The organism is Mycobacterium sp. 852002-51152_SCH6134967, assembly GCF_001667105.1.
GTDB classification, from domain to species: Bacteria; Actinomycetota; Actinomycetes; order Mycobacteriales; family Mycobacteriaceae; genus Mycobacterium; species Mycobacterium neumannii_A.
On the sequence record NZ_LZIK01000008.1, the window covers coordinates 1 to 4,317 of the forward strand.

General features: G+C 66.6%; 4 protein-coding genes. All 4 read left to right on the forward strand.

The genetic code is table 11. The annotated features are described in order from the left end of the window. Positions 1-73 precede the first annotated feature (73 nt). On the forward strand, positions 74-1,279 hold the full coding sequence (locus tag A5790_RS01640; RefSeq protein ID WP_066840945.1) for an acyl-CoA dehydrogenase family protein: 1,206 nt from the start codon (positions 74-76) through the stop codon (positions 1,277-1,279). Then, positions 1,272-2,447 (forward strand): acyl-CoA dehydrogenase family protein, encoded by a 1,176-nt coding sequence (locus A5790_RS01645; protein ID WP_066840947.1) that lies wholly within the window; start codon positions 1,272-1,274, stop codon positions 2,445-2,447. Before A5790_RS01640 ends, A5790_RS01645 begins: the two co-directional genes overlap by 8 nt. Before the next feature lie 116 nt (positions 2,448-2,563). After that, positions 2,564-3,703, forward strand: coding sequence for a 1,4-beta-xylanase (locus tag A5790_RS01650; RefSeq protein WP_066840950.1), 1,140 nt, complete (start codon positions 2,564-2,566; stop codon positions 3,701-3,703). Positions 3,704-3,838: 135 nt separating this feature from the next. Continuing rightward, on the forward strand, positions 3,839-4,317 hold a 479-nt coding region (locus A5790_RS01655; protein WP_156656280.1), incomplete at its 3' end, for a DUF222 domain-containing protein.

The following is a 4,317-nucleotide window of genomic DNA, read 5'->3' on the forward strand; positions in this document are numbered from 1 at the left end:
AAACCGCACGCACGGATTGAAAGGGGGAAGGGGAAACGGGTCCGCTACGCAGATACCGCGCCCCTGACTACCAATGAGCAATGACGCTGATGCCGGTCGGGTCGCCGAACTGGCGCGTGGGGTCGTCGCCGACCACGACCCGAAGAGCGTGCCGATTCCCGAATTCCTCGGCGCCTGCTACGACGCCGGTCTGACCTGGGTGCACTTTCCCGAAGGCCTCGGTGGGCTCGGGGTGTCCCGCGGTCTGCAGGCCGTCGCGGACCGCATCCTGCAGGGCGCGGGCGGCCCGGTGCCCCTCGGGCTCAACCCGATGGGCTACGGCATGGCCGCGCCCACGATCCGCGAACACGCCCAGACCGATGACGTCAAACGAAATTGGTTGCGCCCGTTGGCAACCACCGACGATCTGTGGTGCCAACTGTTCTCCGAGCCGGGCGCAGGCTCCGATCTGGCCGGGCTCGCCACATCGGCCGTGCGCGACGGAGACGACTGGGTCATCAACGGCCAGAAGGTGTGGACGAGCCTCGCGCACCGAGCGCGCTGGGGGCTGCTGCTCGCGCGCACCAATCCCGATGTGCCCAAGCACAAGGGCCTGACGTACTTCGTTATCGACATGCACGGGGCCGGCGTCGAGACGCGACCGCTGCGCCAGATGACGGGCCAGGCCGAGTTCAACGAGGTCTACTTCAGCGACGCCCGCATCCCGGACAAGCACCGCCTCGGCGAGGTCGACAACGGCTGGGCCGTGGCGATGACGACGCTGATGAACGAACGCACCGCACTCGGCGGCAGCGGCAGCAGGCGCGGCGCAGGCACCATCGCCGATGCGACCGGGCTGTGGGCGTCGCGACCCGAGCGCCACACCCCGGTGCTGCGGGACCGGCTCACACAGCTGTGGCTGCGCTCGGAGGCGCAACGGCTCACCTCCGAACGCTCACGCGCAGCCGCGACGGTCGGCGGACCCGGCCCGGAAGGGTCGGTCGGCAAGTTGGTCGGCGCCGAGCTCAACCAGGACATCTACCAGTGGTGTATGGATTTCCTTGGGCCAGAAGGGATTCTGTATCACGGCTATAAGCAGGGTAGCGGGCATCCGGTCGCAAAAAGGGACAGCGACTGGCAGGGGCCCATCCAGCAGCGGTACCTGCGCAGCCGCGCCAACACCATCGAAGGCGGGACGTCTGAGGTGATGCGGAATATTCTCGGCGAACGCATCCTCGGGCTGCCCGGTGACCTGCGTGCCGACGCCGGCATGCCGTGGAAGGAGATTCCCCGTGGTTGACAGCCCAGCCTCGCAGGCCGAGTACAAATTCACCGAGGAACAGGGCCAATTGCGCGATGCGGTGCGCAAGTTCAGCGCCGAACACTTCTCCGAGGAGACCGTCCGCGGGTTGATGGAGTCCGACCCGCCGTTCGATCCCAAGGTCTGGGCCCGACTCGGCGGCGAGCTCGGCGTGCTGGGTCTGTCGGTGCCCGAGGCCGACGGCGGAGTCGGCGGAACGCTCATCGATCAGGCTGTGGCCATCGAGGAGCTCGGGGCACGGTTGGCGTGTGGGCCGCTGTTCGGCACGGTGTACCTGGCGATCCCGGCCCTGGTGGCCGCCTCATCAGGGCCGGTGCGCGACGAGCTTCTCAATGACCTCGTCGAGGGTCGGCGCACAGCTGCGTTCGCCGTGGTGGACCGCGCCGGCGCGTTTGATCCGGATATCGTCTCGGTGTCGGCTTCCGGAGATACGTTGTCGGGCACGGTGACTCAGGTTGTTGACGGCGGCATCGCCGATGTCCTGTTGGTCGGCGCACGTGACGGTGACGGCGTCGTCCTGTATGCCGTCGACGGCACCGCCGACGGAGTGCAGCGCACACCGCTGGCCACGCTCGACCTCACCCGCTCCGAGGCGAACGTGACGTTCACCGATGCGCCTGCCCGCGTGATCGCCGGGGCCGAGGAAGCCAGCCGAGTGATCGACCATGCGCTGCAGGTCGGTGCGGCGCTGCTTGCGGTGGAGCAGGTGGGCGCCGCTCAGCATCTGCTCGACCTGTCAGTGGATTATGCGAAGTCGCGGTTGCAGTTCGGCAGGCCGATCGGGTCGTTCCAGGCGGTCAAGCACCGGCTCGCGAACCTGCTCGTCGACGTCGAGCACGCGAGGTCGGCTGCCTATCACGCGATCTGGGCGCTGGCGGACGGATCCGACGATCCGGCACTGGCCACCAGCATCGCCCAGGCGGTCTGCTCGGGCGCCCTGACCCACGTCGCCAACGACACCATTCAGGTGCACGGTGGCATCGGGTTCACCTGGGAACACCAGGCGCATCTCTACTACAAGCGCGCCGCGACGAACGCGGTTTTGCTGGGCAGCACCGAGGAGCACAGGGACCGGGTTGCGGCGATGGTGCTCGACGGCGCGGAGGCCGAGCGGGTGCCGCGGGTCGCCGACGGCCTGACGGTCTGAGCCTGTCTCGTCAGGCGTGACTTGCGTCACCTGGTTGATAACGATTCGAAACCTGTTGCGTTGCAGGATGAGACACGAGGACCAAACAGGTCAGCTGTGAACACTATGTTCACAAGGTGCGCCGGCGAACCGCCCTCAAACTCCCGCTGTACTTTGCAGCCGCCGCGGCGCTGACCAAGCTGCCGTCCGCCGCTGCGGCCGAGACGGGGCGGTGGTCGGCTGACCGCGCCAATGCCTGGTACGGGGAGCAGGGCTGGCTGCTGGGCGCCAACTATGTCACCTCGAACGCAGTCAACCAGCTCGAAATGTTCCAGGCGGGCACCTACGATCCACGCCGCATCTCCGGTGAGCTCAGCGTTGCCAGGCGGATCGGGATGAACACCATGCGGGTGTTCCTGCACGACCAGCTGTGGGCGACGGACCGGGCCGGATTCAGCCAGCGGCTTTCCCAGTTCGTCTCCATCGCGGCGAGCCACAACATCAAACCGCTGTTCGTGCTGTTCGATTCGTGCTGGGATCCGTTGCCCAAGGCCGGCCCTCAACGCGCGCCGATCAAGGGAGTGCATAACTCGGGCTGGGTGCAAAGTCCCGGCGCTCACCGCCTGGAGGATCCGGCCTACACCCGCGTGCTGCAGAGCTATGTCACCGGCGTGGTCGGCCAGTTCCGAAACGATCCGCGGGTTCTGGGGTGGGACGTGTGGAACGAGCCGGACAACCCCGCGAAGGACTACCGCAAGGTCGAGCACGCAGACAAGCTGAAGCTGGTCGCGGCGTTCCTGCCACACGTGTTCCAGTGGGTGCGAGCGGTGAAGCCGATCCAACCGTTGACCAGTGGCGTGTGGCAGGGCCATTGGCGCGACCCCGGCAGCCGCAGTGAAATCGCCAGCCTGCAGCTCGAGCTCTCCGACATCATCAGCTTCCACAGCTACGCCGAGCCGTCCGAGTTCGAGAACCGCATTGACGAGCTCGCCCCGCTGGGCCGGCCGATCCTGTGCACCGAGTACCTCGCCCGCAACCTCGGCAGCACGGTCGAGGGCATCCTGCCGATTGCCAAGCGGCGCAACGTCGGTGCCTACAATTGGGGCTTCGTCGCCGGGCGGACGCAGACGTACCTTCCGTGGGACTCCTGGAACGATCCGTACACGACGCTTCCGGAGACGTGGTTCAGCGATCTGATCCACCCCGACGGTCGGGCGCACGACGATAACGAGATTCGCTTCATCCAGAAGCTCGCGGGTTTGAGCACCGCGAGCTAGGGTCCGCGCCTCGACTGACCATCTTTTGTCGGGAATCGACTCGACTGCAGCAGTTTTCGGCATTTTGTGCACAATCTTGGCGAGGTGGACTTTGGGGGGCCGGAATTTGTCGGTGGTGGGTGTCATGATGCGGTTATGACGTTGACCGCCGCGCCTTGTGGGGCTGAGGAGCTCTCGCCCGATGAGCGCCTGGGTGCGCAGTTCGCTGCGCTCGAGGAGTTGGCCGGTCAACGCAACGCCATCGACGGGCGCATCGTGGACATCGTCGCTGCGATCGAGCGTGAGCGGTCGTGGGGTATCACCGGGGCACGCTCGGTCAAAGCGCTGGTGGCCTGGAAGCTGGGTCTGTCTGATACCACCGCCAAGACGATCACCGCGATCGCCCAGCGCATCGAGGAGTTCCCCCGCTGCACCGAACAACTACGTCAGGGACAGTTGTCGGCCGATCAGGTCGGGGTGATCGCCCAACACGCCGGCCCAGGCTCTGATGAGCACTACGCGCAGCTGGCGTCGGTGGCCACCGTCAGCCAACTGCGCTTTGCAGCCAAACTCGAACCCCGCCCCGTGTGGACCGACGCGATGACGGCCTACCAGACCGGCCTGGGTGTTGTCGC